Here is a 23,564-nt window from a genome sequence, read left to right as displayed (position 1 = left end):
AACTTGCCGTGTCGCTTGCCCGTAATGTCGATCTCTTGAGACGTCTGCCAAGACCAGATCAAAGACTAGATCAAAGACCAGATCAAAGGCTGGACGGTCTGCGCCTGCCCGACTTCGGCGCGGGCGCTGACGGCTCCAATTCGCTGCAGGAGGTCACCGGCTTCGGCGACAATCCCGGCGCCTTGCGCATGTTCGCGTTCGTGCCGGCGCAGCTGCAGAAGCCGCGTGCGCTGGTCGTCGTGCTGCACGGCTGCGGCCAGACCGCCGCGGCTTACGATCTCGGCGCGGGCTGGTCGACGCTCGCGCGTCACTACGGCTTTGCGCTCGTGATGCCCGAGCAGCAGCGCATCAACAACGGCAACACCTGCTTCAACTGGTTCAATCCCGAGGACACCGCACGCGACAGCGGCGAGGCGAGGTCGATCCGCGAGATGATCGCGCATATGGTTCAGACGCATCGCATCGATCCAAGGCGCATCTACATCAGCGGCCTGTCCGCCGGCGGCGGCATGACCTCGGTGATGCTCGCGACCTATCCCGAGGTGTTCGCCGCGGGCGCCGTGATCGCAGGCCTGCCTTACGGCATCGCCTCGAACCTGCGCGAGGCGCTCGACGGCATGTTCCATTCGCCTGCGCGGCCCGAGCGCGAGCTCGGCGATTTCGTGCGCCGGGCCTCGAACCATCGCGGGCCCTGGCCGAAAATGTCGGTGTGGCACGGCAGCGCCGACCGCACCGTCAATCCGGGCAATGCCAACGAGATCGTCAAGCAGTGGCTCGACCTGCACGATCTGCCGATGACGCCGATGGCCGAGACCAATGTCGACGGTTATCCGCGCCAGGCGTGGTGGAACAAGGACGGCGAGACGCTGGTCGAGTCCTATGCCATCACGGGCATGGCGCACGGCACGCCGCTGGGGCTTGCCGACAACGAGCAGCGTTACGGCGTCGAAGGCGCCTTCCTGATCGAGGCCGGCATCTCCTCGTCCTATCACATCGCGAAATTCTTCGGGCTCACCGGCTGGATCCACGACGCCAGCAAGGCGGAGGCAAGGCCCGTGCCCGCGCGGTCACCCGCACCACATCTCGCCCGTACGATCCGCGCGAAGGTCGCCGAGGACAAGGCCGAGCCGACGCGCGACCAGGGTCGCGGCTTCGATCTCGGCCAGGTCATCACCCGCGCGCTGACGGCCGCGGGCCTGATGAAGTAGCCTCACGCCGTCGCGTCGATCATCTCGATCGGCGTTGCCGTCACCTCGCCGCCGGAGACCTGCCGCGTCATCGCGGAATAGTGCTTGAAGAAGTCGCGTGATTGCAGCGTCTTCTGCGCGTCTTCGTCAGCGACGCTGGCGAGATGGAAATAGTGGCCGTCGTCGCGGTTCTTCAGGACGCGATAGCCGATCCGCCCCTTCAACTCGGGATCGCTGTCGATCGCCTTGATGAAGCGGCCGATCTCCTGGTGCCAGGCCTCCGTCGCGCCGTTCCTGAATTCGTACTTGATCATGAAGTGCTTCATGTGACGCTCCCTGTTCGTCATGTGCACCATCATCTGCGGCCTGGATGCGATCCCGCAAGTACGGACAAAATTGATAGTATGGACTTTTTCGGCGCCGCTCCTATCCTGCTTTCCTGCACTTGGAGGAGACGGCATGGCAAGAGCTTCCCCACGCAGCTGCCCGGTCGCGGCCTTTCAGAAGATGATCAGCGGCAAGTACAAGCTGCGCATCGTCTGGGATCTCAAGGACGGCCCGCGCCGCTATGGCGAGATCCGCAGCGGCCTCTTGCGCGGCGCATCCGGCAGCGCCGAGATCACTCCGCGCGTGCTCAGCCGCGAATTGAAGGCGCTGACCGCGAGCGGCCTCATCGATCGCAAGGATTTCGGCGAGGTGCCGCCCAAGGTCGAATATCGTCTCACCCGCAAGGGCAAGAGCTTTGTGCCGGTCGTCGCTGCGATCCGCGAATGGGGTGAGCGCAACCTGAGTGAGAGCGCGGCGCTCGCGGACGCCGCCGAATGAACCTCACATCTCGCCGGTGATGAACGGATTGGTCATCCGCTCCTGGCCGATGCTCGAGCCGGCGCCGTGGCCGCAGATGAAGCCGACATCGTCGCCGAGCGGCAGCAGCTTCGTCAGGATCGAATTGATCAGCGTGGCGTGGCTGCCGCCGGGAAGGTCGGTGCGCCCGACCGAGCCCGCGAACAGCACGTCGCCGACATGGGCGAAACGCAAATCCTTGTTGTAGAACACCACGCTCCCGGGCGAGTGGCCGGGACAATGCAGGATGTCGAAGGTCAAGCCGCCGATCGACACGCTGTCGCCCTCGTCGAGCCAGCGGTCCGGCTCGAAATTGCGCACCCCGGTCATGCCGAAGCGCGCGCCGCTCTCCACCACGTTGTCGAGCAGAAACTTGTCCGCGGCATGCGGGCCTTCGATCGGCACCTTCAGCGCGTCGCGCAACTCGGCCGCGCCGCCGACATGGTCGATATGGCCGTGGGTCAGCCAGATCTTCTCCACGGTCACGCCGGTCTGCTTGATCGCTTCCAAGATCTTCGGCACGTCGCCGCCGGGGTCGATCACCACCGCCTTCTTGCCGGGTTCGTCCCAGATGATGGTGCAGTTCTGCTCGAACAGCGTCACGGGGACGATGATCGCGCCGGCCTTGGCTTGTTGGGTGTCGGTTTGCTCGGTCATGGCCTCACAATGCCGATTTTTGCTGCGCCGCCAAGCAAAATAGTCGTGGTCGGCCGCGGGAACAGCCGCGCCGCCGTCACATGGCCGTCCCATTCGCGTCGCTGTTTGAACCGGGGCGTTGCTTCCGCGTTCTCTCGCGCGAAGCACAGATTTCCGGGTGGGATTTCCGATGGCACGGGACGGCGAGATTTGGTGGCGCGACGGGATCTTCTATCAGATCTATCCACGCTCCTTTCAGGACAGCGACGGTGACGGCGTCGGCGATCTCGCCGGCATCTTGCGGCGGTTGCCTTACGTGAAGTCGCTCGGCGTCGACGCGATCTGGCTGTCGCCGATCTTCCCCTCGCCGATGGCCGATTTCGGCTACGATATCTCCGACTATACCGGCATCGATCCGCTGTTCGGCACGATGGAGGACTTCGACGCGCTGCTCGCGGCCGCGCATGACGCCGGTCTGAAGCTGATCCTCGATCTCGTGCCGAACCACACCTCCGACCGGCATCCCTGGTTCGTCGAGAGCTGCGCCTCGCGCGACAACCCCAAGCGCGACTGGTACATCTGGCGCGAGCCCGCGCCCGATGGCGGCGTGCCGAACAACTGGTTGTCCGAGTTCGGCGGCAGCGCGTGGCAGTTCGACGAGACCACGGGGCAGTACTACTACCACGCCTTCCTCGCCGCGCAGCCGGACCTCAACTGGCGCAATCCGCAGGTCCGCGCCGCGATCTACGACGTGATGCGGTTCTGGCTGGAGAAGGGCGTCGACGGCTTTCGCGTCGACGTGATCTGGCACCTGATCAAGGATGCCGTGTTTCGCGACAATCCGCCCAACCCGCACTACGTCGAGGGCCGGCCGCCGAACGAAAAGATCTTGACGCAATATTCCACCGACCAGGCGGAGGTGCACGACGTCATCGCCGAGATGCGGCGCGTGACGGACGCATATTCCGCGCGCGTGCTGATCGGCGAGATCTATCTGCCGCTGCATCGTCTGATGGCCTATTACGGCAACGATCTCACCGGCGCGCAGATGCCGTTCAACTTCGCGCTGCTCTCGACCTTCTGGAGCGCGCGCTCGATCGAGAAGATCATCGAGGACTATGAGAAGGCGTTACCGCGGGGCGCCTGGCCGAACTGGGTGCTCGGCAATCACGATCGCCCGCGCGTCGCCAGCCGCGTCGGCCCCGAGCAGGCCCGAATCGCCGCCATGCTGCTGTTGACCCTGCGCGGTACGCCGACGCTGTATTATGGCGACGAGATCGGCATGCATCAGCTCGCCATCGCGCCCGAGGATGTCCGAGATCCTTTCGAGAAGAACGTGCCCGGCATCGGCGTCGGGCGTGACGGCTGCCGCACGCCGATGCAGTGGGACGCATCGAACTTCGCCGGCTTCTCGGACGCGAGGCCGTGGCTGCCGCTGCCGGCGGACCATGTCCGCGAGAACGTGGTCAATCTCGAGGCCGACACGCGCTCGATTCTCAGCCTCTACAAGCGCCTGATCGCGTTGCGAAAGAGTTCGCCGGCGCTGGTCGCCGGCGACTATCACCCGATCGCCGCGCAGGGCGATCTGCTCGTCTATCGCCGCGAAGCCGAGGGCCGTTCGCTCGTCATCGTGCTCAATCTCGGCCCCGAGCCGATCGCCGTCACCACCAGCGCGCTCCGCTTCGGCAGCGAGATCTTGCTGTCGACGTTCCTCGATCGCGAGGGGGAACGGCTGGAGGGCGTGTTGGATCTGCGGGGGAATGAGGGCGTGGTGATCGTGCCGCCGAGTTCCTCTTAGCCGTCGTCTCCGCTTCGCTTGTCCGAGACGACAGCGGAGGGTGACGCGACAGCGGCGGCTACATCACTGCTTCTTTCCCTTTACCGTCTTCCCATCCACATCACTCCGCTTCAGCAGATAATCCAGTCCGCCGACCCGGTACCAGCGATAGCCATAGGGCTCCAGCACCACGCGGTGCTTGCCGCGCTTGTTGGCGTGGCTGTGGTCCTCCGCGAGCAGATTGATCAGGTGAGCCCCGGCATCGTCGGGCAACCCGGTCGAGAAGGCGGTCTCGCGCGGCTTCTCGTCGAGATTGTGCACGAACAGCACGGAATTGTTGCGCCAGTCATAGCGCATGATGAACACGGCGGGATCGCGGGTCGGGATAACAGCAAAGTCGCCCCAGCCGATCTCGGGCACCTCCTTGCGCATGCGGACGATGCGCTCGGTCCAGTTCAGCATCGAGTTGGGATCGCGCCTTTGCTTGGCGACGTTGACGTGCGGATAGCCGTACGGCCCCTCGTCGATCACGGGGCAGGCCGGCTTGTCGCTCCTGGTGAAGCCGCCCTGCGGCTCGGTCGACCATTGCATCGGCGTGCGCGCGCAACTGCGCTCGGGCAGCGACAGATCATCGCCCATCGCGATCTCGTCGCCGTAGCGGATCACGGGCGTGCCGGGCAGCGTGCACATCAGGCTGTAGGCGAGCTCGAGCCGCCGGCGGTCGCCGCCGAGCATCGGCGCAAGCCTGCGGCGGATGCCGCGGTCGTAAAGCTGCATGTCCTTGTCGGGGCCGAACGCCTTGAACACGGCCTCGCGCTGCGCCTTGGTCAGGCGCCCCAGATCCAGCTCGTCGTGATTGCGCAGGAACAGGCCCCATTGCGCCGAGGCCGGCCGCGGCTTGGTTGCTTTCAGCGCCTTCGCCAGCGGGCGCGAGTCGCCGGACGCCAGCGCATAGAACAGATGCTGGTTGACGTGGAAGTTGAACATCATGTGCATGCGGTCGGCGTCGTCGCCGAAATAGTCCATGTCGGTATCCGGCAGCACGTTGGCTTCGGCCAGGATGATGGCGTCGCCCTCGCGCCATTGCAGGAATTCGCGGAAGCTGCGCAGCATGTCGTACTGCTCGACCGGCTTCCTCACTTTCGCGCCTTTGGTGGAGATCACGAATGGCACCGCGTCCATGCGAAAGCCGGAGACGCCGAGCTGGATCCAGAAGCCCATGATCTTCAGGATCTCCGCCTGCACGCGCGGGTTCGACGTGTTGAGATCGGGCTGGAAATCGTAGAAACGATGGAAGTAATACGCCCCCGCGTCCTTGTCGCGCGTCCACGTCGATTTCTGCACGCCTGGAAACACCATGCCCTTGTTGGCGCCGGCCGGCTTCTTGTCGGACCAGACGTACCAGTCGCGATAGGGTGAGTTCTTGTCGCGCCGCGCCTGCTTGAACCAGTGATGCTGGTCGGAGGTGTGGTTGACGACGAGGTCGATGATGACGCGGATGCCGCGCTGCCTGCAGCCATGGGTGAATTCGACGAAGTCGCCGAGCGTGCCATAGCGGGAATCGACGCTGTAATAGTCGGCGATGTCGTAGCCGTCGTCGCGGCCCGGCGAGGTCTGGAACGGCATTAGCCAGATCGTGGTGATGCCGAGCCCGTGCAGATAGTCGAGCCGGCGGAGCAGCCCCTTGAAATCGCCGACGCCGTCGCCGTCGGCGTCCATGTAGGTGCCGACGGAGAGGCAATAGATGATGGCGTTCTTGTACCAGAGATCGTCGATCATGCGCGCAGCCTCGATGCTTCCGCCGAGGTGCGGCGGCTGCGTGATAAGTGCGTGGGGAAGGGGAGGTTCCGCGATTCCGGTGGCGCCCCCGGAATGACGGGTGGGATGGAATCGGCTACTCTCTCCCGCATGGACAACCCCGCCCGCAACATCGTTCTTGTTCCATCTCCCGACCGTCGTCAGTCGGAAACGGCGCTCGCGATCGCGCGCGGCACGGCGCGGCTCTTGCGCTCGCTCGGCTTTTCGTGCCTCAGCGAATTGCCCTTGCCATCGGGCCGGCGCGCCGATCTCGTGGCGCTGAACGAGCGCGGCGAGATCTGGATCGTCGAGATCAAATCATCGGTCGAGGACCTGCGCGCCGATCGGAAATGGCACGAATACCGTGCTCATTGCGACCGCTTGTTCTTCGCCTTCACGCAGGACCTGCCCTGCGAGATCTTCCCTGAAGGCACCGGCCTGATCATCGCAGACGCCTATGGCGCGCACATGCAGTGCGAAGCGCCCGAGCACAAGATCGCGGCGGCGACGCGCAAGCAGATGACGGTGCGGTTCGGCATGGCGGCGGCGCTTCGGATCAACCGCCTGGTCGATCCGCAGGGGCACGCGGAGTTTTGGGAATGAGTCCGCAGGGTGGGTTAGCCGTAGGCGCAACCCACCTCTTTACCGTCCGCTCTGAAAGACGAGCGGTGGATTACGCCTTCGGCTAATCCACCCTGCGAGACCGTTACCGCGGCGCGCGCTTCGCCAGAATGCGCTGCAACGTACGCCGGTGCATGTTGAGGCGGCGCGCCGTTTCCGAGACGTTGCGGTTGCACATCTCGTAGATGCGCTGGATGTGCTCCCAGCGAACGCGATCGGCCGACATCGGGTTCGCCGGCAGCTCGGATTTTTCGGCGCTGGTCGAGAGCAGCGCCGCGACGACGTCGTCGGCGTCCGCAGGCTTCGAGAGATAATCGATTGCGCCCATCTTCACCGCGGTGACGGCGGTGGCGATGTTGCCATAGCCGGTCAGCACGATGGCACGGGCTTCGGGGCGCTTCTTCTTCAGCGCGGAGACGACGTCGAGACCGTTGCCGTCACCGAGCCTGAGATCGACCACGGCGAATGCCGGCGCCGACTTGCCGATCTGCGCAAGGCCATCCGAGACCGTGTCACATGACGTCACCGCAAAACCGCGCGTTTCCATGGCGCGCGACAGGCGCTCCAGAAACGGCTTGTCGTCCTCCACGATGAGAAGCGAGCGGTCGGTCTGTTCGTTCAGTTCGGCGATGGCGTTCAAGGTGTTTTCCTCTCTCCTGCACATCCACATATGGCGTCGCAATCGGGCGGTGCCAAGGCCGCAAATAGTCGATCCGGCCTCACGTGCGACGCAAGGTCGCGGCCTATCCTATTGTTTCTTCGAGGCTCTCGATAGCCTCAAAACGCTCGCGCGGCCATGCGATCTGGACCACTGCACCGTGTTCCGGAAAGGTCCGGTTGGTAAACGAGACCTTGGCGCCGGTGCGTTCGAGCAGCGTGCGGGCGATGAACACGCCGAGTCCGAGGCCGCCGCCGGCATCCTGGCCGCGCCGCCGCGACAAATAGGGCTCGCCGATCCGCTTCATGATGTCGGGCGGAATGCCCGGGCCGTCGTCGGAGATCACGATCTCGATCGTGTCGTTGTTCCACCACGCGTTCACTTCCACGGTGGTGTTGGCGAAATCGACGGCGTTCTCGACGATGTTGCCGACGCCGTAGAGCACCGCCGGATTGCGCGACCCGACCGGCTCTGATGTCGTCGTCACCGCGATCCGCACCTTGATGTCGACGCCGAAATCGCGGTGCGGCGCCACCACTTCCTCGATCAGCTCCGACAGCTTCATGCGGTCGAACGGCGCGCCGGCCGAGGAGAGCTGCGTGATCTTGCTCAGGATGTCGCGGCATCGCTGCGTCTGTTCGCGCAAGGTCTTCAGATCGGCGGCGAAGCTCGGGTCCTTCACCGTCTTCTCGAGCTCACGCGAGATCAGGAAGATGGTCGCGAGCGGCGTGCCGAGCTCGTGCGCGGCGGCAGCGGCAAGTCCGTCGATCTGGGTCAGATGCTGCTCGCGCGTCAGCACCAGCTCGGTCGCGGCGAGCGCGTCGGCGAGCTTGCGCGCCTCCTCGGTCACCTGGAACGAATAGAGGCTGGTGACGCCGATCGCGAGCACGATCGAAAGCCAGACGCCGACGAGATAGATCGGCGGCAGCACCACCGGATCTTCGGAATCCCATGGCAGCGGGAAATGAACGAAGAACAGGATCGAGGCGCAGGCCACGGCCAGAATGCCGAGACCGAAGGTCAGCCGTGCGGGCAGGGCCGTTGCCGAAATCAGGACCGGCGCGAGGAACAGGAACGAGAACGGGTTCTGCAAGCCGCCGGTGAAGAACAACAGCCCGGCCAGTTCCACGATGTTCAGCGCCAGCAGCGCGGCGGCGTGGATCGGCTCCAGCCGCTGCATCGGATTGACCGCGGTCTGCAGCGCCAGATTGAGCGTCGCCGACAGGCCGATGATGCTGACGCAGGGAACGATCGCGACGTCGAACTCGAGCCCCTGCGCCACGATGAAGATCGCCGCAAGCTGGCCAAGCACCGCAAGCCAGCGCAGCCGCAGGATGGTGTCCAGGCGGATGTGTCGTTGCGACGGGCGGAAGTCGGAAGCGGCGGTCTCGGTCATCACAGTCAATCTAGCGGTGCGCGTGTCCGATCACAAACACGCCGGCCCGCAGAAATCGGTTCTTGGTTGCGAGCCATTTACATCAAGCCTTGCGCTCCACCGCGCAATGGCGGAAGAACGCCCGTAGCATGACCGGGAATGACAATGCTTCAAGTCGGCCGACTGTCGCGGGCACTCGATTGTCCGCGGCCATCGAGGTCGATCGCCTCGTCAAGGTCTACAAGCAGACCCGCGCCGTCGACGGCATCTCCTTTTCGCTTCCCCGCGGCAGCATCACCGGGCTGCTGGGCGGCAACGGCGCCGGCAAGACCACCACCATCGCGATGATCATGGGGCTGGTGCTGCCGACCTCCGGCCGCGTCCGCGTGCTCGGGCATCGGATGCCGGAGGAGAGCGCCGAAGTGCTGGGGCGGATGAATTTCGAGAGCCCCTATGTCGACATGCCGATGCGGCTGACGGTGCGGCAGAACCTGACCGTCTTCGGCAAGCTGTACGCGGTCAGGCATCTGACCGACCGTATCGCAAAGCTGGCCGACGATCTCGATCTCAACGACTTCATCGACCGCGCCAACGGCAAGCTCTCGGCCGGGCAGAAAACCCGGGTCGCGCTGGCGAAGGCGCTCATCAACGAGCCCGAGCTGCTGCTGCTGGACGAGCCGACCGCCTCGCTCGACCCTGACACCGCCGATTGGGTGCGGGCGCATCTGGAGCGTTACCGCAAGGACAACGACGCCACCATCCTGCTGGCGTCACACAACATGCTGGAGGTCGAACGGCTCTGCGACCGCGTCATCATCATGAAGCGCGGCCGGGTCGAGGACGACGACACACCCGACGCCATCATGGCCCGCTACAACCGCACCACGCTGGAAGAGGTCTTTCTGGACGTCGCGCGCGGCCGGGTGAACGGTGCGAAGGAGGGGGCGCGATGAGCGAAGTCTCCCTCCATCACGGCATCTCGGTCCAGCGCATCGGTGCGATGATCCTGCGCTACTGGTATCTGCTGATATCGTCATGGCCGCGGCTGCTCGACCTGCTCTACTGGCCGGCGATCCAGGTCATCACCTGGGGCTTCATCCAATATTATGCCGCGCAGAACGCCAGTTACTTCGCGCGTGCCGGCGGCACGCTGATCGGCGCCGTGATCCTCTGGGAAACCCTGTTCCGCGGGCAGCTCGGCTTCTCCATCTCCTTCCTGGAGGAGATGTGGGCGCGCAACCTCGGCAACCTCATGATGAGTCCGTTGAGGCCGATCGAGTTTCTGCTGTCGTTGATGGTGATGAGCCTGATCCGGCTGCTGCTCGGCATCATCCCGATGACCTTGCTCGCGCTGGTGTTGTTTCACTTCAACATCTACAGCCTCGGCCTGCCGCTGATCGCCTTCTTCTTCAATTTGATCTTCACCGGCTGGTCGGTCGGCATTTTCGTCTCGGGTCTCGTCTTGCGGAACGGTCTTGGCGCCGAGAGCATCGTCTGGACCCTGATCTTTGCGATCCTGCCGCTCTCCTGCATCTATTATCCGGTCAGCGTGCTGCCGCCCTGGCTGCAATATATCGCATGGTCGTTGCCCCCGACCTACGTGTTCGAAGGGATGCGCGCGCTCCTGATCGAGAACACCTTCCGGACCGATTTGATGCTGGAGGCGTTAGCCATCAACGCAGTGCTTCTGCTGGCTTCTTTTGGGGCATTCCTTGCCCTTTTGCGCAGCGCCAGAAAGCACGGCTCGCTGCTGTCGGGCGGGGAATAGCGCACTTTCCCGTGGATTCTGGCGGGTTTGGCTGCTTTGAGCACGTAGATGTACGGAACCATGCATTGACGCAATATTACGCATTCGGCAGTATGCTGCGATGCGAAGAGGAATTTGACCATGCCGATTGGTGAGTTTGGCGGCGCGCCGCCCCTGGCAGCAGAAGGCAGCCCGGTCCTGACCACGCCGATGTACTGGATGTACGAGATGGCGCATGCCTCTCTCAATCCGGCACGTGCCGTCACCGACGCGACCAAGCTTCTGTTTCAGAATCCCTTGAATCCATGGACGCGCACCGAGGTCGGCAAGTCCGTCGCCGCGGCCTGCGAGTTGTTCGAGCGCACCACGCGCCGCTACGGCAAGCCGGAGTGGGGCCTCAACGACACCGAGGTCAACGGCATCCGCGTCCCCGTCGAGGTTCGCTCGGTCTGGGAAAAGCCGTTCTGCAATCTGCTCTACTTCGATCGCAAATTCGCCCGTCCGCTGCGCAGCCCGCAGCCGCGCGTGCTGATCGTGGCGCCGATGTCCGGCCACTACGCGACGCTGCTCCGCGGCACCGTCGAGGCCTTGCTGCCGGCGCATGAGGTCTACATCACCGATTGGGCCGACGCCCGCATGGTGCCGCTGAGCGAGGGCCGCTTCGATCTCGACGACTACATCGATTACGTCATCGAGATGCTGCAGGTGCTGGGCGGCAACACCCACGTCATGGCCGTGTGCCAGCCCTCCGTGCCCGTCGTCGCTGCCGTCTCGATCATGGAAGCGCGGCGTGATCCTTTCGTGCCGACCTCGATGACGCTGATGGGCGGTCCGATCGACACCCGCCGCAATCCAACCGCGGTGAACAACCTTGCGCAGGAGCGCGGCATCGACTGGTTCCGCAATCACGTCATCACCAAGGTGCCGTTCCCGCATCCGGGGATGATGCGCGACGTCTATCCCGGCTTCCTGCAGCTCAACGGGTTCATCAGCATGAACTTCGATCGGCACATGGACGCCCACAAGCAGCTGTTCGCCCATCTGGTGAAGGGCGACGGCGACCTCGTCGACAAGCACCGCGAGTTCTACGACGAGTACCTCGCGGTGATGGACCTCTCGGCCGAGTACTATCTGCAGACCGTCGACACCGTGTTCGTGAAGCACTCGCTGCCGAAGGGCGAGATGACCCATCGCGGAACTCTGGTCGATCCCTCGAAGGTGACGCGTGTTGCCCTGATGACGGTCGAAGGCGAGAATGACGACATCTCGGGTCTCGGCCAGACCGAAGCAACGCACGCATTGTGCAGCTCGATTCCGGATCATCGCCGCGTTCATTACGTCCAGAAGGGCGTTGGCCATTACGGCGTGTTCAACGGCTCGCGCTTCAAGTCGGAAATCGTGCCGCGCATCCATGACTTCATGGTCTCGGCTGCGAATCCGGCATCGTTGCAGGCGCTCGCAGCCGAATAACCCAGCTATTTCGGCTTTCCCGTCGAAACTTCGGCCCCTGCCGGAGGCTCCGGCAGTCCCGGGTTCCCGCCAGAATCGGGGTATTTAGGTAGCGTTATAGGAGTGAGTCACCCCTCAGCCCTTGGGGGTGTCGCATGCGTCCAGCGGGGGGCGAAAAAACCCGGTTCCAACCCCAGTCTGTAGGGTCTCCGGACTGCAGAACCCCTGTATATTGGGCAAATGATTTGTTTTTGCGCCGAGCGCTTTCCGTGGCGGCGGTTATGGCAGAATCCGGGCGATCTCTTGCTCCCCGGACTGACAGACATGGCCACTCGCGCGCTCCTCTACCGTCGGCCTCACGAACCGAAGACCCTTCTCATCACCCATGGATCGCAATTCTTTGCGATTCGGCTGCGCAGGCACCGCCGCGCGCGCCGTTACACACTCAGAATCCATCCGAGCGATCGCGAAGCGATCCTCACGATCCCGCCGCGCGGCACGCTCGCTGAAGCCAAGGACTTCGCGCAGCGTCACGGCGCGTGGATCGCGGCGCGTCTCGGTCGTTTGCCGAAGGCTGCGCCGTTCCAGCATGGCACAGTGATACCGCTTCGCGGCGTTTCTCATCGCATCGTGCATCGCGCCGGCAGCCGCGGCACGGTGTGGACCGAAATTCGCGACAGCGGCGAACGCATTCTCTGCGTCGCCGGCGGGCTCGAGCATGTCGATCGCCGCGTCAGCGACTTCCTCAAGCGCGAGGCGCGCAAGGATCTGCAACGCTCCGCGGAGGCCCATGCCGCCGAGCTCGGCGTCAAGGTCAAGCGGCTCTCGATCCGCGATCAGTCCAGCCGCTGGGGCTCCTGCACCTCGGCCGGTTCGCTGTCGTTCTCCTGGCGCCTGATCCTCGCGCCGCCTTTCGTGCTCGACTATCTCGCCGCGCATGAAGTGGCCCATCTCGTCGAGATGAACCACTCGGCCCGCTTCTGGCGCGTCTGCGGCAAGATTTGTCCCTCAATGGAGCGCGCCAAGAAGTGGCTCGACACCTCTGGCAACGATCTGCACCGTTACGGGGTCGAGGATTAGGGCGCGCCGTTGCCCCGACTGACGCTGTCATCGCCCGCAAAAGCGGGCGATCCGGCACAGAGAGTGCGCCTTGCGCCACGTTGGTCGATCTGCGAGCCATATCAACCGCCTCGCAAGTCCCACCGCACATCAAGCCCGTAACCGCCGCCTACTGTGCATGGGGTTGTTTTCGCGTTGTTGTTTCGGGGTCTATCGATTCCCGCCAAACAGCCGGTCCATCAGCCAGCCATCAAGCCCTGCGGCTGCTTCCGGCCGTGCGTTGACATTGGCGCGCGTCGGCGGCGGTGGCGCGCGATAGCCGCCATTGCCGGCCGGCACCGGAGCAGGTCCAGGGGAATATCCCGGTGAATATCCGGGCGCGGCCGCCTGCGTCGGCGGCGACACCTGCGATGAGATCTGCGCGAGGTTCGCCGGCCCCCAATTGCCTTGCAGGTTCGGCAGGGCCGCCACCGGCACGCCCTCATGGGCTGCGCGCATGAAGCGGGTCCAGACCTCCACCGGCAGGCCGCCGCCGGTCGCCTTCCTGGTCGGCGAGTTGTCGTCATTGCCGAGCCAGACGCCGGTGACGAGGTTCGACGTGTAGCCGATGAACCAGGCGTCGCGATAGTCCTGGCTGGTGCCGGTCTTGCCGGCCGCCTGCCAGCCGGGAATCTCGGCCTTCTTCGCCGTGCCCGAGATCAGCGTCTCGCGCATCATCGTGTTCATCATGCCGACATAGCGCGGCTCGATCACCTGGTTGCGCTCGTCGGCAGGCCGCATGTAGAGCAGCTTGCCGTCGAGCGTCTTGATCCGCGTCACCACGTGCGGCATGGCGGCGAAGCCGCCATTGGCGAACGGTGCATAGGCGCCGACCATCTCGACCACCGAGACTTCCGAGGTGCCGAGCGCAATCGAGGCGTTGGGCTCGAGCTTGGAGGAGATGCCGAGCCGATGCGCGGTGCGCACCACGTTCTTCGGCCCGACCTCGAGACCGAGGCGGATGGCGACGGTGTTGAGCGACATCGCCAGCGCCTGCGTCAGCGTCACCGGGCCGAAATATTCATGCGTGTAGTTCTCCGGCCTCCAGCCCTTGACCTCGATCGGCGCGTCCTGGCGGATGGTGTCGGGCGTCAGGCCCTGCTCCATCGCCGTCAGATAGACGAACGGCTTGAACGAGGAGCCCGGCTGGCGCTTGGCGGTGACCGCGCGGTTGTACTGGCTCTCGGAATAGTTCCGGCCACCCACCATGGCGCGCACGGCGCCGTCGGGCGTCATCGCCACCAGCGCGCCCTGGCTGACGTTGAACTTCACGCTCTTGGCGGCGAGCTCGTCGATGACGGCGGCCTCCGCCACGGCCTGCAGCTTCGGATCGATCGTGGTCTCGACCCTGATGCTCTCGTCGATCTGGCCGACGAGGTCGTCCAGCACCTCGCCGATCCAGTCGGCGACATAGTTGATCGTGCCGGCACCGACCGGCTTCACATTGTAGGAGGGATGGCCGATCGAGGCCTGGGCCTGCGCCTCGGTGATGAACTTGGCGTCCGCCATCGCCGCGAGCACGACTTGCGCGCGCGCTTCGGCGCCTTCCGGATTGCGGTTCGGCGCGAGGCGCGAGGGCGACTTGACCAGGCCCGCCAGCATCGCGGCTTCCGCGATCGTGACGTTCTTCGCCGGCTTGCCGAAATATTTCTGCGCGGCCGCTTCGACGCCGTAGGCGCCGGAGCCGAAATAGACGCGGTTGAGATAGAGCTCGAGGATCTCGTTCTTGGTATGCTTGCGCTCCAGCCAGATCGCGAGCTCCGCCTCCTGCAGCTTGCGCTGCAGGGTTCGTTCCTGGGTCAGGAACAGGTTTTTGGCGAGTTGCTGCGTCAGCGTCGAGCCGCCCTGCGACACGCCGCGATGGAGCACGTTGGTGATGAGCGCGCGCAGGATGCCGACGGGGTCGATGCCGAAATGCGAATAGAAGCGGCGGTCCTCGATGGCGATGAACGCCTTCGGCAGATAGGGCGGCAGGTCCTTCAGTGATACGTTCGCGCCGACCATCTCGCCGCGCTGCGCCAGCAGGGTGCCGTCCATGCCGACGATCTGGATCGTCGGCGGACGCTTCGGAATCTCCAGCGACTGGATCGGCGGCAGATGGGCGCCGACCCAGATCACGACGCCGATTACGGCGATCACGCCCCACAGGCTCAGCACGGCGCCCCAATAGACGAGGCGGCCGAGGCCGGCGCTGAAGGATGATCTCGATCGGCGCCTGGCGCCGCTGCTTCTGGCCGGCGCCTTGCGCTCGCGCGGCGGCTCGTCGCCGGCAGGTTCGCTCTTGCGCTTGGCGGATTTCTTCGGCTTGTCGTCGCCGCCGCCGGGAATGCGATCGGCCGCCGTCAGGCGCAGGTCGGCGAGCGCAGCGGGCAAGCCGAACAACGGCTCCTTCCGCCCACCTTTTTTCTTTCCCGACCCCATACGCAAACGCCCGGTCACCCCGCCCCGCCGCACGCTAGCGGTCGCTGTTTAAGGCCCCGTTACCCCGTCCTTAACGTCTGGTTAGGAGGTACGGCATTCCCAGGCCGCAGTTCCGCTCATCGGGCGGCAGAGCTAGGATCACGGCCATCAAGAAGAGGGAGCTCGCATGGGCCACATCGATCCGACCAAGGAGATCTTCGCGCAATTCCGGGAAAACGACCGCCCGGGTCCGATCCACATGCTCAATCTGGTGCGGCTGCGCCAAGAGGCGGCCTACCCCGACGGCCGCAAGGCCAGCGGTGCAGAAGCCTATGCGGCCTACGGTCGCGAGAGCGGCCCGGTGTTCGAACGCCTTGGCGGCCGCATCGTCTGGCAGGGCCGGTTCGAACTGATGCTGATCGGTCCGCAGGAGGAGCGCTGGGATCATTGCTTCATCGCCGAGTACCCGAGCGTCGCCGCCTTCGTCGAGATGATCCGAGACCCCGTCTATCGCGAGGCGGTCAAGCACCGCCAGGCAGCAGTCGAGGATTCGCGCCTGATCCGGCACGCGGTACTGCCTGTGGGGAAGAATTTTGGGGAGATACCGACCTGAGTACCGTCATGGCCGGGCTTGACCGGCTTGACCCGGCCATCCACGCCTTCTTTTTCGACTCCAAAAACGTGGATGCCCGGGACAGGCCCGGGCATCACGTCGTTGAGGCCGTTGCTTTCGAGAACTAGCCCGCCGGGCCGGCATCTTCCATGATCGGGCCGAACAGCTCCCAGCGCTCGCCGTTGAACTTCATCATCTGAAGCTGCTTGTTGACGCGATAGTCGGTCGGTGAGGTGCTGACGGAGATGCCTGGCAGCAAGAGATCGAGCTGCACGTTCTTCAGGCTGGTGGCGACCTTCATGACATTCTCGCGGGTCAGGTTGTCGCCGCACTTCTGAAGCACGTAGATCATCAACTGGCTCGTCATGTATCCGTAGCTGTTGAAGCTCGAGTCCTTGTCGCCTTCGGGATAGTACTTCGCCATGAACGCGAAATACTTTTTCATGCCGGGGTCGTCTTTCCAGGTCGGGTCCAGCGGATCCTTGCCGTAATTGACGCTGATCACGCCCTTCGACGCCTCGAGCCCCGCGGGCTTCATCACCGCGCCGACCGAAGTGGCGTTGATGTCGAGGATCTGCACCGGGTGCCAGCCGAGCTCGGCGATCTTCTTGATCGCCTGCGCGGCCTGTTTCGGCGTGGTGGCGCTGAAGAACAGGTCGGCACCGGCGTCCTTGATCTTGAGGATCTGCGAATCGACCGTGGGATCGGAGACCTCGTAGGAGGCTTCGGTCACGATCATCTTGGCGGCCTTGTCGCCGAGGCCGGCCTTGAGGCCGTTCAGATAGTCCTTGCCGAGGTCGTCGTTCTGATAGAGCACGCCGATCTTGGCGTTCGGGTGGTTCTTGATGATGTACTGGCCGTAGATGCGACCCTCGACGAAGTAGTTGGGATTGAAGCCCATCGTCCACGGGAAATTCTTCGGATCGGTGAACTTGGAAGCCCCAGTGGCCGCGAAGAGTTGCGGCACCTTCTTGGAGTTGAGATATTTCTGCACGGCCGCGTTCGAGGGGGTGCCGAGAAGCTGGAAGGTCAGCAGCACCTCGTCGCTCTCGACCAGCTTGCGGACTTGCTCCACCGCCTTCGGCGGCGAATAGGCGTCGTCATACTGGATCAGGTTGATCTTGCGGCCGTTCACGCCGCCCTGATCGTTGATCATCTTCATGTAGGCGGCCTGCGTCTTGCCGATTGTGGCATAGGCGGAGGCCGGCCCGCTGAATGGATTGGTCTGGCCGATCTTGATTTCGGTATCCGACGCACCGGGATCGTATTTCTTCTGGGCACTGGCCGCCGAGACCGACAGCGCCAGGGCGAGCGCCGTGCCAGTGACCAAATGCAAAAGTCCGTTCCTCATTCGCAATTTCCTCAGTTTGTTATCGCGGGTGATCTTTCCGTCGCCGTGGCAGCAAGCGGACGCCATCGCTGGGCGGAAGTGTGGCGGAGGTCGTGGTGCGACGCAAGATGACATGGTGGGCAGGAAGCGACTTTGGCCGAGCCGGCGGCGAGACTTCAGGACATGGTTGACGGCCCGGGATAACATTCAAAAAATGATGCTCCGCACCATCGGTGCGGAGCATGCGCTACGCGCGCCTGTCGGGGGCAGAAGCGCGGTACCCGGATCGAGCTAACCTGCAGGCCCTGCGTCCTGCATGATCGGACCGAACAGTTCCCAGCGCTCGCCGTTGAACTTCATCATCTGAAGCTGCTTGTTGACGCGGTAGTCGGTCGGCGACGTGTTGATCTTCATGCCGGGCAGGCCGAGATCGAGCACGACGTCCTTCAGGCTTGCGGCCTGCTTCATCACGTTCTCGCGCGTGAGATCGTCGCCACATTGCTTCAGCACGTGGACCAGGAGCTGGGCCGTCGAATAGCCATATGTATTGACGGTGTTCATCTTGTCGCCTTCAGGGAAATATTTAGCCATGAAGTCGAGGTACTTCTTCAGGCCCGGATCGTCCTTCCAGGTCGGGTCGGCCGGATCCTTGCCGTAGTTGACGCTGATCACTCCCTTGGACGCTTCGAGACCTGCCGGCTTCAGCGTGGCGCTGACCGGGCTCGCATTGATGTCCAGGATGTGCACGGGGTGCCAGTCGAGTTCGTGGATCTTGCGAATGGCTTGTGCCGCAGCTTTCGGCGTCGAGGCGCTGTAGAACAGGTCGGCGCCGGCATCTTTGATCTTGAGCACTTGGGAATCGATCGTGGGGTCGGAGACCTCGTATGAGGCTTCGGTGACGATCATCTTCGCCGCCTTGTCGCCAAGGCCGGCCTTCAGCCCGTTCACGTAATCCTTGCCCAGATCGTCATTCTGATAGAGGACGCCGATCTTGGCGTTCGGATGCTCCTTCAGAATGTACTGGCCGTAGATCCGCCCCTCAGTGAAGTAGTTGGGATTGTACCCCATCGTCCACGGGAACTCTTTGGGTTCGCTGAATCTGGACGCGCCCGTGGCGGCAAACAGCTGCGGGATCTTTTTGGAGTTGAGATATTTCTGCACGGCGGCATTTGCCGCCGTGCCAATGATCTGGAAGGTGAGGAGGACTTCGTCGCCTTCCACGAGCTTGCGGACCTGCTCGACGGTCTTCGGCGGCGAATAGGCGTCGTCATACTGGATCAGGTTGATCTTGCGGCCGTTGATGCCGCCCTGATCGTTGATCATCTTCATGTAGGCGGCCTGCGTCTTGCCAATATTGGCGTAGACGGAATAAGGGCCTGAGAACGGCACGGTCTGGCCGATCTTGATTTCAGTGTCGCTCGCTCCGGTATCGTATTTTTTCTGGGCGAGGGCTTGGCTCGTGGAGAACGCGACGGCAAGCGCTGCCGTGGCAGCTATGAAGGCTCTGCGATTGCTCATGTTGGTTGTTCCTCCCTACGGAATTTTCCGGCCGATGGTCTTTTCCCGTCGATTATAACGGTTGCCATCGCTGCCGAAGATTGTGGAGGAAGGCCGGGCGTCGCGCAAGGATTGCGACCCTGCGCTGGTGTCCCTCAGGCGAGAAACAAGGCAAACAGTGCGATCGCCGCCGGTAGCGCCTGCACCATCAGGATGCGCGTGCTGACGGTCGCCGCGCCATAGGCGCCGGCCACGATCACGCAGAGCAGGAAGAAGATCTTGATCTGGAACGCGAAGGCCGGGTTGCCGTGGACCAGACCCCAGATCAGGCCGGCGACGAGGAAGCCGTTATAGAGCCCCTGATTGGCGGCGAGCACTTTCGTCATCTCGGCCTTCTCGGGCGTGTTGCGGAAAACCTTCAAGCCCTGTGGCTTGTCCCAAAGGAACATCTCCAGGATCAGGAAATAGGCGTGCAGCGCGGCGACCAGCGCCACCAGGACATTGGCAATGAGAATCAAGTTGAGCTCCCCCGAAAGCGTCAGCTTTCGGGTGGACGTTAGCATATCAGGCATGGCAAGTGCGAACCGTGTTCCGACGTGATGGTGCCGTAATGCTCGCTCGATCAACGATGACGCCTGAACGCTTCGGCCTCGATCGGCTGGCGACACCGATTGGTACGGCGCTGCTCGTCACGGACGCAGATGGCGCGCTGCGCGCGCTCGATTGGGACGATTACGAGCACCGCATGCGCGATCTGCTGCGCCTGCATCATGGCGCGGTGAACCTGATCGATCAGCCCGCGCCAACCGCGATGAAGGCCGCGCTCTCGGCATATTTCGAAGGCGATCTCGGTCAACTCGCACGAATCGCCTGGCGCGTCGCCGGCACGCCGTTCCAGCAGAAGGTCTGGACGGCGCTCGCGAAGATTCCGGCGGGCACCACGATGAGCTACGGCACGCTGGCCGCGAAGATCGAGATGCCGAAAGCCATTCGTGCCGTCGGCCACGCCAACGGCTCCAATCCGATCAGCGTTGTGCTGCCGTGCCATCGCCTGATCGGTGCAGACGGTTCGCTGGTGAAATATGGCGGCGGCCTCGAGCGCAAGCGCTGGCTGCTGCGGCACGAGGGCGTGGCGGTTTAGGCCTCGCTCCTCACGCCGCCGGCTGAACCGCCTTGTCGCCGGCCATCACATGAGTCAGCGCGCTCTTGATCGCGGCCTGGCGGGTCGGTGCGTTGATCTGCGCGCCGAGCAGGTCGGTCACGTAGAACACGTCGCGCGCGCGCTCGCCGAAAGTTGCGACATGGGCCGAGGCGATGTTGAGGTTGAGCTTCGAGATCGCGGTGGTCAGCTCGTAGAGCAGGCCGGGGCGGTCGAGGCCCGAAACCTCGATCACGGTGTAGCGGTCGGACCATTGGTTGTTGATGGTCACCTCAGGCTCGATCACGAACGGCTTCGCCTTGCTGCGCACGGTGCGTCGCGCCACCACTTCGGGCAGGCGCAGCTTGCCTTCCAGCACGTCCTCGATCATCTCGCCGATTCTCGTGGCGCGCCGTCCCTCGTCCTCGTCGCGGTCGTACTCCCGGGAGATCGAGATCGTATCCAGCGCGCGGCCGTCGGTCGTGGTGTAGATCTGCGCGTCGACGATGTTCGCGCCGGCCGAGGCGCAGGCGCCTGCGATGATCGACAGCAGCCAGGGATGGTCGGCGGCGAAGATGGTGAGCTCGGTGACGCCGCGCACCTCGTCGAAGCCGACATTGATCGCCAGCTTGTGGCCGGCCTGTTCGCTCGAGCGCACGAACCGTGCATGGCGAATTTTCCGCGGCAGTTCCACCTTGAGCCAGTAGGCCGGATAGTGCCGGCCGACATAGGCATCGAGTTCGTCCGTCGGCCACTCGGCGAAGGCGTGCCGGAATTCGGCATAGGCGGCCGTGAGGCGCTTGCCGCGGTCGACCTCCGAGAAGCCGCCGGTCAGCACCGGTTCGGTCTCGTAATACAGCGAGCGCAAAAGCTGCGCCTTCCAGCCGTTCCACACGCCCGGACCGACGCCGCGGATGTCGGCGGTGGTCAGGATGGTCAAGAGCTTCATCTGCTCGACCGACTGCACCACGGCAGCGAAATTCTCGATGGTCTTGCGGTCGGAGAGGTCGCGCGACTGCGCGACCGTGGACATCGTCAAATGTTCCTCGATGAGCCAGGCCACCAGCTCGGTGTCGGCCGCGCTGAAGCCGAGCCGCGGGCAGAGCCGGCGTGCGACCTTGGCGCCGGCGATCGAATGATCTTCCGGCCGTCCCTTGGCGATGTCGTGCAGCAGCGTCGTGATGTAGATGACCGGGCGATGCTCCGGCCGGATCTTGCGCATCAGGTCGCTGGCGAGGGCGAATTCCTCGATGCCGCCGCGCTCGATGTCCTGGAGGAATCCGACGCAGCGGATCAGGTGCTCGTCGACCGTATAGTGATGATACATGTTGAACTGCATCATCGAGACGATCTTGCCGAAGGCGCGGATGAAATGGCCGAGCACGCCGGTCTCGTTCATTCGCCGCAGCACGATCTCGGCGTTGTCGGAGGTCAGGATCTCCATGAAGAGACGGTTGGCCTCGGGATTCTCGCGCATCTGCGCGTTGATCAGGCCGAGCGAGCGCGTCACGTCGCGCATCGCATCCGGATGGAAGGCGAGGTTGTTCTTCTGAGCCAGGCGGAAGATGCGGATCAGATTGACCGGATCGTGCTTGAACACGTCGGGCGCGGCGACATTGATGCGGTTGTTGTCGACGATGAAGTCGTCACTGTCAGGGACGCGCCGCTTCGCCTGGGTCGGGCGCAGCCGCGCCATCATCCGGCTCAGCACCGGCGCGGGCTTGGCCTGCTGGTCCTCGAGCTTGGCGCAGAGGATGGCGGTGAGGTTGCCGACTTCCTTGGCGACCAGGAAGTAGTGCTTCATGAAGCGCTCGACGTCCTGCATGCCGGGATGCGAGGTGTAGCCGAGCCTGATCGCGATCTCGCGCTGGAGATCGAAGGAAAGGCGCTCCTCGGCACGGTTGCAGTAGAAATGCAGATTGCAGCGCACCGACCAGAGGAAGTCGGCGCAGCGGCGGAAGCTGCGATATTCCTGCGCGTCGAACACGCCGCGCTCGACCAGTTCGTCGGTGTCGCGGACGCGATAGACGTATTTGGCGATCCAGAACAGCGTGTGCAGGTCGCGCAGCGCGCCCTTGCCGTCCTTGACGTTGGGCTCCACCAGATAGCGCGACTGGCCGCCGCGGCGATGCCGCTCCTCGCGTTCGGCGAGCTTGGCGGTGACGAATTCGGACGCCGTACCCTGCACCACTTCCTTGTCGAAGCGCTCGACCAGCTCGTTATAGAGCGGCTGGTCGCCGGTGAGGAAGCGCGTCTCCAGGATCGCGGTACGGATGGTCATGTCGCCCCGCGCCTGCCGGATCGACTCATCGACCGAGCGCGTGGCGTGGCCGACCTTCAACCCCATATCCCACAGACAATAGAGGATGGCCTCTGCGACCTGCTCGCCCCAGGCGGTTTGCTTGTAAGGAAGGATGAACAGCAGATCGATGTCGGACTCGGGGGCCATCAGGCCGCGGCCGTAGCCGCCGGTCGCCACCACCGCCATGCGCTCCGCCCCGCTCGGGATCGGCGAGCGGTAGAGATGGCGCGTCGCGGCCGAATAGAGGATGCGGATGATCTCATCCTGCACGTGGCAGAGACGCTCGGCGCAGCGGCGGCCGTGGCGGTCCTTCAGCAGGATCGCTTGCGCTGCGGCGCGTGCGGCGATCAGCTCCGCCTTGAGCAGTTGCGCCACGGCGGTGCGGAACGTGTCCTCGCGTCCCTGATGCTTTTCGGCAAGGGCATCGACCGCGGCTGTGATCCGCGCCGTGTCGAAGCGATCATCCAGCTCTGGCTTGTGCTCGGTCGCAACGGTGTCCATGTCTCACCGGATATAAGAGCTGACAGGCGCTGTCATCAGCCATTCTCTGGCAAGTGTCGTTCCATGCTGGAAAAGGCCCGCCGAAGCAAAATTGTTCTCAGGCCACACGCTTTCAAGGGTTTGATTTTCTCGATGAACTCAGGATGTAACCCATTGAAAACATGAAATTTCTTGCTTGCCGCGCGACCTGCGGCGATCCAGACGTCTGGGCCGACCTGGACCCGCACCGATGCGGCTGCGGGCGAACTCGGCTCCTGAGCTGCTTGACGACGACAGCGTCGGGCAGCCTTGCGACGCGATGAAGATCTTCCTCGAGGTCGTCGTAGTTCGCCAGCGAATGTTTGCGGGTCTCCTCGTGCACCGCGAGCAGCCGGTGACATCGACGAGGCTATGGCGCTGGCCGACCGCGTAACGGTGATGCGGCCGCGCGACCGCAATTCGCCGTTGTTCGAGAACTTCAAACGAAGCGTGCTGACGTCACTCGACCGTTCGCTCGATCGCAACATGCCCGACCGTGACGCAACCCAGGGTCCCGGTCAGGCCGTGTGGTGGTGACAATTTCGCCCCGAGCCGGTACATCGGAGAGCAATTTTCC

Annotated in this window: 20 protein-coding genes and 1 pseudogene; 11 read left to right on the top strand and 10 right to left on the bottom strand. The window is 63.9% G+C overall.

Annotated features, from left to right (window positions below; genetic code table 11):
* The first annotated feature begins 8 nt into the window (after window positions 1–8).
* Window positions 9–1,208 carry a PHB depolymerase family esterase gene (locus tag QY049_RS30545; RefSeq protein WP_258764313.1) on the top strand — a complete coding sequence of 400 codons (1,200 nt, stop codon included), beginning with the start codon at window positions 9–11 and terminating at the stop codon, window positions 1,206–1,208.
* A 2-nt stretch (window positions 1,209–1,210) separates the two neighbouring features.
* Here QY049_RS30545 and QY049_RS30540 read toward each other — a convergent pair whose 3' ends face one another.
* Window positions 1,211–1,513, bottom strand: a complete 303-nt coding sequence (locus QY049_RS30540) for a hypothetical protein (RefSeq protein WP_246755659.1) — start codon at window positions 1,511–1,513, stop codon at window positions 1,211–1,213.
* A gap of 133 nt (window positions 1,514–1,646) precedes the next feature.
* Between QY049_RS30540 and QY049_RS30535 the strand changes: the two genes are divergently transcribed.
* Window positions 1,647–2,012 (top strand): helix-turn-helix domain-containing protein, encoded by a 366-nt coding sequence (locus QY049_RS30535; RefSeq protein ID WP_194478566.1) that lies wholly within the window; start codon window positions 1,647–1,649, stop codon window positions 2,010–2,012.
* A 3-nt stretch (window positions 2,013–2,015) separates the two neighbouring features.
* On the opposite strand, the gene QY049_RS30530 is transcribed toward QY049_RS30535, so the two are convergent.
* Complete coding sequence (locus QY049_RS30530; protein WP_258764312.1) at window positions 2,016–2,687, bottom strand: MBL fold metallo-hydrolase; 672 nt, start codon at window positions 2,685–2,687, stop codon at window positions 2,016–2,018.
* Window positions 2,688–2,856: 169 nt separating this feature from the next.
* Between QY049_RS30530 and QY049_RS30525 the strand changes: the two genes are divergently transcribed.
* Window positions 2,857–4,464 carry an alpha-amylase family glycosyl hydrolase gene (locus QY049_RS30525; RefSeq protein WP_258764311.1) on the top strand — a complete coding sequence of 536 codons (1,608 nt, stop codon included), beginning with the start codon at window positions 2,857–2,859 and terminating at the stop codon, window positions 4,462–4,464.
* Between the two features lie 63 nt (window positions 4,465–4,527).
* Here QY049_RS30525 and QY049_RS30520 read toward each other — a convergent pair whose 3' ends face one another.
* The gene (locus tag QY049_RS30520) at window positions 4,528–6,222 is read right to left on the bottom strand and encodes an alpha-amylase family protein (RefSeq protein ID WP_258764310.1); all 1,695 of its coding nucleotides are present in this window, start codon (window positions 6,220–6,222) and stop codon (window positions 4,528–4,530) included.
* 129 nt (window positions 6,223–6,351) lie between these two features.
* On the opposite strand from QY049_RS30520, the gene QY049_RS30515 reads away from it, so the two are divergent.
* A complete protein-coding gene (locus tag QY049_RS30515) occupies window positions 6,352–6,843 on the top strand; it encodes an MmcB family DNA repair protein (protein WP_258767090.1) in 492 nt (163 codons plus the stop codon).
* A gap of 103 nt (window positions 6,844–6,946) precedes the next feature.
* On the opposite strand, the gene QY049_RS30510 is transcribed toward QY049_RS30515, so the two are convergent.
* Together QY049_RS30510 and QY049_RS30505 are read right to left on the bottom strand one after the other, a co-directional pair.
* On the bottom strand, window positions 6,947–7,501 hold the full coding sequence (locus tag QY049_RS30510; protein WP_271607750.1) for an ActR/PrrA/RegA family redox response regulator transcription factor: 555 nt from the start codon (window positions 7,499–7,501) through the stop codon (window positions 6,947–6,949).
* 103 nt (window positions 7,502–7,604) lie between these two features.
* Window positions 7,605–8,915, bottom strand: a complete 1,311-nt coding sequence (locus tag QY049_RS30505) for an ActS/PrrB/RegB family redox-sensitive histidine kinase (RefSeq protein ID WP_194478560.1) — start codon at window positions 8,913–8,915, stop codon at window positions 7,605–7,607.
* Between the two features lie 128 nt (window positions 8,916–9,043).
* On the opposite strand from QY049_RS30505, the gene QY049_RS30500 reads away from it, so the two are divergent.
* The 4 genes from QY049_RS30500 to QY049_RS30485 all read left to right on the top strand — a co-directional run bounded on the left by QY049_RS30500 (window position 9,044) and on the right by QY049_RS30485 (window position 13,170).
* On the top strand, window positions 9,044–9,847 hold the full coding sequence (locus QY049_RS30500; protein ID WP_258764309.1) for an ABC transporter ATP-binding protein: 804 nt from the start codon (window positions 9,044–9,046) through the stop codon (window positions 9,845–9,847).
* Window positions 9,844–10,662, top strand: coding sequence for an ABC transporter permease (locus tag QY049_RS30495; protein ID WP_258764308.1), 819 nt, complete (start codon window positions 9,844–9,846; stop codon window positions 10,660–10,662). Before QY049_RS30500 ends, QY049_RS30495 begins: the two co-directional genes overlap by 4 nt.
* Window positions 10,663–10,782: 120 nt before the next feature.
* Window positions 10,783–12,111: a polyhydroxyalkanoate depolymerase gene (locus tag QY049_RS30490; RefSeq protein WP_194478557.1), complete on the top strand. Its 1,329-nt coding sequence runs from the start codon at window positions 10,783–10,785 to the stop codon at window positions 12,109–12,111.
* Window positions 12,112–12,330: 219 nt separating this feature from the next.
* On the top strand, window positions 12,331–13,170 hold the full coding sequence (locus QY049_RS30485) for a M48 family metallopeptidase (RefSeq protein WP_194478556.1): 840 nt from the start codon (window positions 12,331–12,333) through the stop codon (window positions 13,168–13,170).
* A 189-nt stretch (window positions 13,171–13,359) separates the two neighbouring features.
* Here the strand turns inward: QY049_RS30485 and QY049_RS30480 are convergent, their stop codons facing one another.
* Window positions 13,360–15,609: a transglycosylase domain-containing protein gene (locus QY049_RS30480; RefSeq protein WP_258764307.1), complete on the bottom strand. Its 2,250-nt coding sequence runs from the start codon at window positions 15,607–15,609 to the stop codon at window positions 13,360–13,362.
* Between the two features lie 166 nt (window positions 15,610–15,775).
* Here QY049_RS30480 and QY049_RS30475 point away from each other — a divergent pair, with 166 nt between their 5' ends.
* Window positions 15,776–16,201 (top strand): DUF1330 domain-containing protein, encoded by a 426-nt coding sequence (locus QY049_RS30475; RefSeq protein ID WP_194478554.1) that lies wholly within the window; start codon window positions 15,776–15,778, stop codon window positions 16,199–16,201.
* Between the two features lie 124 nt (window positions 16,202–16,325).
* Here the strand turns inward: QY049_RS30475 and QY049_RS30470 are convergent, their stop codons facing one another.
* The 3 genes from QY049_RS30470 to QY049_RS30460 all read right to left on the bottom strand — a co-directional run bounded on the left by QY049_RS30470 (window position 16,326) and on the right by QY049_RS30460 (window position 19,600).
* Window positions 16,326–17,552, bottom strand: coding sequence for an ABC transporter substrate-binding protein (locus tag QY049_RS30470; RefSeq protein ID WP_258764306.1), 1,227 nt, complete (start codon window positions 17,550–17,552; stop codon window positions 16,326–16,328).
* Window positions 17,553–17,822: 270 nt separating this feature from the next.
* Window positions 17,823–19,049 (bottom strand): ABC transporter substrate-binding protein, encoded by a 1,227-nt coding sequence (locus QY049_RS30465; protein WP_301270375.1) that lies wholly within the window; start codon window positions 19,047–19,049, stop codon window positions 17,823–17,825.
* Between the two features lie 134 nt (window positions 19,050–19,183).
* On the bottom strand, window positions 19,184–19,600 hold the full coding sequence (locus tag QY049_RS30460) for a DUF1304 domain-containing protein (RefSeq protein WP_258764304.1): 417 nt from the start codon (window positions 19,598–19,600) through the stop codon (window positions 19,184–19,186).
* 38 nt (window positions 19,601–19,638) lie between these two features.
* Here QY049_RS30460 and QY049_RS30455 point away from each other — a divergent pair, with 38 nt between their 5' ends.
* Complete coding sequence (locus tag QY049_RS30455) at window positions 19,639–20,169, top strand: methylated-DNA--[protein]-cysteine S-methyltransferase (protein ID WP_194478550.1); 531 nt, start codon at window positions 19,639–19,641, stop codon at window positions 20,167–20,169.
* Between the two features lie 10 nt (window positions 20,170–20,179).
* Here the strand turns inward: QY049_RS30455 and QY049_RS30450 are convergent, their stop codons facing one another.
* Complete coding sequence (locus QY049_RS30450) at window positions 20,180–22,969, bottom strand: [protein-PII] uridylyltransferase (RefSeq protein WP_194478549.1); 2,790 nt, start codon at window positions 22,967–22,969, stop codon at window positions 20,180–20,182.
* Between the two features lie 375 nt (window positions 22,970–23,344).
* Between QY049_RS30450 and QY049_RS30445 the strand changes: the two are divergent.
* Window positions 23,345–23,524 (top strand): annotated as a pseudogene (locus tag QY049_RS30445) (ABC transporter ATP-binding protein); the annotation flags it as partial.
* Window positions 23,525–23,564: the final 40 nt, after the last annotated feature.

The organism is Bradyrhizobium sp. WYCCWR 13022, from assembly GCF_030435535.1.
Taxonomy (GTDB): domain Bacteria; phylum Pseudomonadota; class Alphaproteobacteria; order Rhizobiales; family Xanthobacteraceae; genus Bradyrhizobium.
This window is presented reverse-complemented; position numbering and strand designations above follow the sequence as displayed.

Excerpts from the sequence above, each read along its gene's own strand:
- QY049_RS30505 (WP_194478560.1), bottom strand. The coding sequence starts at position 8,915 with ATGACCGAGACCGCCGCTTCCGACTTCCGCCCGTCGCAACGACACATC.
- QY049_RS30470 (WP_258764306.1), bottom strand. The coding sequence starts at position 17,552 with ATGAGGAACGGACTTTTGCATTTGGTCACTGGCACGGCGCTCGCCCTG.
- QY049_RS30485 (WP_194478556.1), top strand. The coding sequence starts at position 12,331 with ATGATTTGTTTTTGCGCCGAGCGCTTTCCGTGGCGGCGGTTATGGCAG.
- QY049_RS30465 (WP_301270375.1), bottom strand. The coding sequence starts at position 19,049 with ATGAGCAATCGCAGAGCCTTCATAGCTGCCACGGCAGCGCTTGCCGTC.
- QY049_RS30540 (WP_246755659.1), bottom strand. The coding sequence starts at position 1,513 with ATGAAGCACTTCATGATCAAGTACGAATTCAGGAACGGCGCGACGGAG.
- QY049_RS30455 (WP_194478550.1), top strand. The coding sequence starts at position 19,639 with ATGCTCGCTCGATCAACGATGACGCCTGAACGCTTCGGCCTCGATCGG.
- QY049_RS30495 (WP_258764308.1), top strand. The coding sequence starts at position 9,844 with ATGAGCGAAGTCTCCCTCCATCACGGCATCTCGGTCCAGCGCATCGGT.
- QY049_RS30475 (WP_194478554.1), top strand. The coding sequence starts at position 15,776 with ATGGGCCACATCGATCCGACCAAGGAGATCTTCGCGCAATTCCGGGAA.
- QY049_RS30535 (WP_194478566.1), top strand. The coding sequence starts at position 1,647 with ATGGCAAGAGCTTCCCCACGCAGCTGCCCGGTCGCGGCCTTTCAGAAG.
- QY049_RS30520 (WP_258764310.1), bottom strand. The coding sequence starts at position 6,222 with ATGATCGACGATCTCTGGTACAAGAACGCCATCATCTATTGCCTCTCC.
- QY049_RS30525 (WP_258764311.1), top strand. The coding sequence starts at position 2,857 with ATGGCACGGGACGGCGAGATTTGGTGGCGCGACGGGATCTTCTATCAG.
- QY049_RS30500 (WP_258764309.1), top strand. The coding sequence starts at position 9,044 with ATGACCGGGAATGACAATGCTTCAAGTCGGCCGACTGTCGCGGGCACT.
- QY049_RS30460 (WP_258764304.1), bottom strand. The coding sequence starts at position 19,600 with ATGCCTGATATGCTAACGTCCACCCGAAAGCTGACGCTTTCGGGGGAG.
- QY049_RS30480 (WP_258764307.1), bottom strand. The coding sequence starts at position 15,609 with ATGGGGTCGGGAAAGAAAAAAGGTGGGCGGAAGGAGCCGTTGTTCGGC.
- QY049_RS30515 (WP_258767090.1), top strand. The coding sequence starts at position 6,352 with ATGGACAACCCCGCCCGCAACATCGTTCTTGTTCCATCTCCCGACCGT.
- QY049_RS30490 (WP_194478557.1), top strand. The coding sequence starts at position 10,783 with ATGCCGATTGGTGAGTTTGGCGGCGCGCCGCCCCTGGCAGCAGAAGGC.
- QY049_RS30530 (WP_258764312.1), bottom strand. The coding sequence starts at position 2,687 with ATGACCGAGCAAACCGACACCCAACAAGCCAAGGCCGGCGCGATCATC.
- QY049_RS30450 (WP_194478549.1), bottom strand. The coding sequence starts at position 22,969 with ATGGACACCGTTGCGACCGAGCACAAGCCAGAGCTGGATGATCGCTTC.